The organism is Flavobacterium sp. (genome assembly GCF_031363805.1).
GTDB lineage: Bacteria > Bacteroidota > Bacteroidia > Flavobacteriales > Flavobacteriaceae > Flavobacterium.
In genome coordinates, this window is record NZ_JANLVD010000048.1 from 1 (window position 1) to 5,680 (window position 5,680).

General features: G+C 30.1%; 5 protein-coding genes and 1 pseudogene. 4 read left to right on the forward strand and 2 right to left on the reverse strand.

Translation table 11 applies throughout. From position 1 onward, the window contains the following. Window positions 1-128: pseudogene (locus RMN92_RS02665) on the forward strand (IS1595 family transposase); the annotation flags it as partial. A 398-nt stretch (window positions 129-526) separates the two neighbouring features. On the opposite strand, the gene RMN92_RS02670 reads toward RMN92_RS02665, so the two are convergent. Further along, window positions 527-1,684: a virulence RhuM family protein gene (locus RMN92_RS02670; RefSeq protein ID WP_309607914.1), complete on the reverse strand. Its 1,158-nt coding sequence runs from the start codon at window positions 1,682-1,684 to the stop codon at window positions 527-529. Beyond that, window positions 1,677-2,579 (reverse strand): IS1595 family transposase, encoded by a 903-nt coding sequence (locus RMN92_RS02675; RefSeq protein WP_309607915.1) that lies wholly within the window; start codon window positions 2,577-2,579, stop codon window positions 1,677-1,679. Before RMN92_RS02675 ends, RMN92_RS02670 begins: the two co-directional genes overlap by 8 nt. 87 nt (window positions 2,580-2,666) lie before the next feature. On the opposite strand from RMN92_RS02675, the gene RMN92_RS14545 reads away from it, so the two are divergent. The 3 genes from RMN92_RS14545 to RMN92_RS02685 form a co-directional block, all read left to right on the forward strand. Next, window positions 2,667-2,879, forward strand: coding sequence for a DUF805 domain-containing protein (locus RMN92_RS14545; RefSeq protein WP_409024843.1), 213 nt, complete (start codon window positions 2,667-2,669; stop codon window positions 2,877-2,879). A gap of 200 nt (window positions 2,880-3,079) precedes the next feature. Continuing rightward, entirely contained in the window at window positions 3,080-3,823 is a 744-nt protein-coding gene (gene deoC / locus RMN92_RS02680) for a deoxyribose-phosphate aldolase (protein ID WP_309607916.1), read from the forward strand. Next, window positions 3,810-5,680: gliding motility protein RemB (locus RMN92_RS02685; protein WP_309607917.1), on the forward strand; the 1,871-nt coding region annotated here is incomplete at its 3' end. The genes deoC and RMN92_RS02685, both read left to right, overlap by 14 nt.

Sequence of the window (5,680 nt, forward strand, 5' to 3'; positions counted from 1 at the left end):
AATATTTAGACGAATATTTTTATAGATTAAATCGTTCGATTTATAAAGAAACAATATTCGACAATCTATTCAAAAGATTGGTAAGCCATAAACACTATGGTTGGAATCAAATAGTAGTAATTAAGTAAGTAACTCGAAAAAATTAAAAATAATTACAGCTATCAATTGATGGCTGTTTTTTTTTTTTGGAGCTAATCCTGCTTTTCGTTGCAATCTTTTTTTCGGCGAAAAGCCTCAAAAATTAATTTTAAGACTAATAATGTTTTGCATATGTTTTATATTTGGATAATTATTTTAGAATAACTATATATAATTTTACAGTAACAAAAACGTCTTATTATCGATGCTACACATCGTCTTTTTTTAAACTTTAAAACATTTTGTCAACTCGAAATTTGTTGACTAATAAATTCTACTTAAAAATGTTTAAGGACGTTCTGCATAACACTTGCTAATAGAGTTCGATTATGGTATCAATTTAAGTTGCGACTATCATACTCCTGTGGATGTGCTGTATTAAGCGATATTATTCCTTATCTGCATTTGGGTCAAATTCCAATCCTTTGTTAAGTTTTTGATTAAAGTCTGATAATTTAGATATGGATTTTATTGATAAGGAATTTATATTTATAGATTCATTCTCTTTTGGAAGTTCTCCAGTATTTTTTATTTTTTCTATTACATTATCAAATTTGTCGTAGTCAGATTTAAATTCTATGTCTTGAACAATTCTGAATTTATCAAATTCTTTGTCTGCAAACTTTTTTGCTACATCTGACCTAATTTTCCCAGAGTCTTTTAATAAATCATAATCATTGAAAGTAAGAAAAGCATCTAATTTTCCAACCCATTCTTTCATACTCATTATCTTTCCTTTTTTTGCTTGATTTTCAGCGTAATCAAGATACATTGTGACTATTCTATTTAATTCAGATATTTCGTCTTCTTTAAGATAGTTTTTTGCAACTCCAACATCTGTTCGTAATATTTTCCCTCCTATTTTTGCGTTTTTCCAAGTAGTCAAACCCATATTTGGATTTTTAGAATTAGCCCTTAATTTAATTATTTCTGGTGCTGTATGGTGTGTAATTGCAAATTCTAGTTTGTTTTGAACAGTAGCAAAAAAAGTGTGTGTTATTTGTGCTTTAGAATCATAATCTACAGCAGTAGAGTATAAGTCTGTTATTTTTTGATAAAACCTACGTTCACTTGCTCGTATTTCTCTAATACGTTCAAGTAATTCATCAAAATAATCTTTACCAAATAGATTTTTACCTTGTTTTAGTCTGTCATCGTCTAAAGCAAATCCTTTTGTCAAGTATTCTTTTAATATAGATGTAGCCCAAATTCTAAACAATGTTGCTTTTTGAGAACTAATCCTATAACCGACTGATATAATTGCATCTAGGTTATAAAACTCTATATTCCTCTGTACATTCCTTGCTCCCTCAGATTGAACTGTCAAAATTTCCTTGACAGTTGCAAATTTATTTAATTCGCCCTCAGAATATATATTGTTTAAATGGTAACTTACATTTTGCTTTGTAGTATCGAAAATTTCAGTCATACTGGATTGAGAAACCCAAACTGTTTGATTTTCTTCATCTATTACAACTTGAATATTTGTATTACCCTCGTTTGTAGAGTAAAACAAAAATCTGCTTTGTTCTTCTAAATTACGCATTGATGAGCATTTTATAAGTTAAATGATTCTCCATATTTCCTAACATTAAGTCAAAACGGTTTTCAAATGTAATATTACGGGTATTGTGCCTAAAAACAAATTCATCAACATACATTTGTAAATGCTCTTTGGATGTAAAATGATAAATCCCAAATATTCCGCGTTTTAGTAAATTCCAAAATCCCTCAATTGTATTAGTATGAACTCTACCACTTACATATTGCTTACGAGTATGTTTTACAAATTTATGGTCGTATATGTTTTTTAAACGTGTATAAGCAACATGTTCATTGGTATATAATGTTGCAGTTTCTTTGATCTTAGAATAAACTATAGGACAAATAGTTTCGGCTTGTCTATTTTCAACATTTACAGCCTTTAATTTACCATCACTTTCAACCATTCCAACTACAATAGTTTTATTTCCAATTATTACATTAGCAGATTTTTTGTTTTTATTAGATTCTTTTCCACCAACAAAACTTTCGTCGATTTCTACTTCATTATCTAATTTATTGTTGTTTTCGATTCCAAAACATATTCTTACTCGTTGTAACATAAACCACGCTGATTTTTGAGTAATATCTAAATCACGTCCTAACTGTAAAGATGAAATTCCTTTTTTGTGTGAAGTAACAATCCAAATTCCTAAAAACCATTTTTGTAATGGCATTTTGGTGTTATCAAAAATTGTATTAGTTTTTACATTAAAATACTTACCAGTATTTTTACATTGATATTTATTTCCTGCACACTTCCATACTTTAGAAGAAGCATCAAAAGGACTAATTACATCGCTATTCCATCTGATTATTTCTAAATGATTAATACAATCTTGTTCCGTTGGGAACACTTGAATTAGGTCTAAAACTGATTTTACTTCTTTGTTAAACATAACATTTATTTACATTACAAATATGAGAAGTATTTTACAGTTAATCAAATTTATTTACTGTAAAATTATATATAGTTATCCATTTTAATTACATTTGTTCTTTTTCAATCAGTTACGGTAAGGCGATTAAATGATTTAAAACTAAATCGGACATTAGTTATTTTAAATTTTATACCTGTAGTAAACATTTTTTTCAAAATTTATCTATTAATTATGATAGGAAAAATTGGTAGAAACAGAAAGGAAAATAAAAACTATAAAAATAGCGTCTCAGACATAAATCAAATAGGAAATTCTTAAGATATCATAACAAATATTAGGAATATCGTTTCATGTAATTTTTACAAAAAACCAAACCAAAAAAATCCGTGAAAATCCGTTAAATCTGTGGCCAAAAAAAGATTCAGTTCACAAACCAAACACCAATAATAAATTATCAAAAAAACAATCCCAGTTCACTAGGATTTTTCTATTTTTATACTTTAGAAAGCTTTCATCAAATGAATATCAAACAATATCTAGATTCTACCTATTTAAAAACGGCACAGCAAGCCAATTTGACCGAAATGGAAAACACAAAAGTGGTGCAACATTTTATTCAAGAAGCCATTGATGAAGATTTTAAATTAATCATGATTCGTCCAGACCACGTAAAACTGGCAAACGATATGATTTTAAAACACAAATCAAAAGTGCTTATTGGGACTGTTATTGATTTTCCAAACGGCAATTCTGACCTAGAACCAAAATTGCAACAAGCCCAAACTGCCATAAACGACCATGCCGATGAACTGGATTTTGTGATTAATTACGAAGCTTTTAAAAACGGAGAAATTACGTTAATTAAAACAGAAATCATTGCTTGTGCCAAACTCGCATTATCAAATAAAAAAAATATAAAATTTATTATTGAAGTGGCAGCGTTGAGCAACCATCAAATTATTCAAATATGCGCCTTGATAAAAAATACGATTATTGCCAATTTTAAAGAAGAAAATTTTGCAAATATATTTGTCAAATCGTCCACAGGATTTTATACAACAATCAATAATTTACCCAATGGCGCCACTTTAGAAACTATTATTTTAATGCTTGAAAATTCAAATCCGTTGCCAGTAAAAGCAGCTGGTGGCGTTAGAAATATCGACGATGCTTTGACCATGATTCAACTAGGCGTGAAAAGAATTGGTACATCGGTAGCAAAAACAATAGCCGACGGGCATGTTTCAAATGAAAACTACTAAAATGAAAAACTACTTTTTTTGTATTATCATCTTATTTTCTATTCAAAATATATTTTCTCAAGTGGGCAATCAGGAAAAATTTCCGGTTTTCCCGGCTTGTCAAAATTTAATGAATCAGGAATTAGAGAATTGTTTTTACAACCAAATACAAGATTTTGTATATAAAAATTTTCAAGTTCCTGAAATTGCAAAACAAAATAATTTCAAAGGAAAAGTAATGACACTTTTCGAAGTGGACACAACCGGAACATTCAAAGTTTTATATACAGATGCGTTGTATACTGAATTGATCCAAGAAACAAATAGGGTTTTTTCAGCCATGCCAAAAGTGGAACCCGCCATTTACAACGGCAAAAAAACCTATGTTAAATATACCATCACCATTGCAATACCGTTACAAAGTCCCGAAGAAATTCAACAACAAAAGCAGCAACAAATTTCAAATACTTTAGCTTCGGAAAAAGCTGTAAAAGAAAATTCAGAATTTGATTCAGTATCATTAAACTATAAAACTTTTGAAAATCCACAGTATAAAAGTCATTTGAACATTCCTTTTTCTCACCAGTTATATTCACAATTTGATGACAAATTGAATCAAGTAGGCAACAACAACCATACCGCTTCAAAACCGTATTCGTATGCTGAGGTTGAAAAATATTATAGTTTAGAAGAAGCCAATAATAAAATAAAACTCAATAAAAAAAGTTGGTGGGGACGCAAATTATTCAACGAAAATTTGGTTCAGATTCAAGGTCAGGATTATTGGTTTACGCTAAATCCAATTTTTGACTTGCGATTGGGAAAAAGCAATCCGAGTGCCAAAAATTACACTTATAATAATACTAGAGCGGTTCAAATACAAGGTGGTTTTGGGAGACAAATAAATTTCACCACCACTATTTTCGAAAGTCAAGGCTATTTTCCAGAATATTTTAACCGTTATGCACAATCTATAAAACCGACCGGTGGCGATCCTGGTATTATTCCAGGAATTGGAATTGCAAAAGATTTTAATAAAACCAGTTTTGATTTTCCTTCCGCTGATGCCAATATTACTTATACACCAAGCAAATTCATCAATTTACAATTGGGTTATAGCCGAAATTTTATAGGCGATGGTTACAGGTCTTTATTGTTGGGAGATGGCGCCAGTCCTTACCCATATTTTAAAATAAACACCACTTTTTGGAAAATAAAATATACCAATACTTATATGTTTTTGAAAGATGTTCGTCCAGAAGTAACCTTTGAAAGAACTTATGCAACCAAATATATGTCGAACCATTATTTGAGCTGGAATGTTTCCAAGAAGCTTAATATTGGTTTTTTTGAATCGGTTATTTGGGGAAATGACAACGGTAGAGGTTTTGATGCAAATTTCTTGAATCCTATAATTTTTTACCGTTCGGTCGAATTTTCTTCATCTGCCAGAAGCGGAAACGCCATTTTAGGATTGACATCAAAATACAAATGGAACAATAAATTAAATTTCTATGGCCAATTTTTAATTGATGAGTTTTCTGTTGGCGATATTACTGCGGGCGAAAAAAGTTGGAAAAATAAATTGGGGTTTCAAATCGGTGCTAAATATTACAATGCATTCGGAATTGATAATTTATATTTACAATGTGAATTCAATCGGGTGCGACCATACACTTATGCTCATAGCAATGCTTTAACAAATTATGGGCACAACAATCAAAATATGGGTCATATCTGGGGTTCAAATTTTCAGGAAATTACAGGAATTGCCCGTTATTATAAAAACAGATGGTTTGCCGATGCAAAATTGACATTCGGAGTTCGTGGTTTCGATTTTGATACAGCCACAGATGCATTCAACTATGGTTCAAATAT

What these genes read in the sequence shown, in the direction of transcription:
- deoC (WP_309607916.1), top strand. Translation starts at nt 3,080, where the DNA reads ATGAATATCAAACAATATCTAGATTCTACCTATTTAAAAACGGCACAG.
- RMN92_RS02670 (WP_309607914.1), bottom strand. Translation starts at nt 1,684, where the DNA reads ATGCGTAATTTAGAAGAACAAAGCAGATTTTTGTTTTACTCTACAAAC.
- RMN92_RS02675 (WP_309607915.1), bottom strand. Translation starts at nt 2,579, where the DNA reads ATGTTTAACAAAGAAGTAAAATCAGTTTTAGACCTAATTCAAGTGTTC.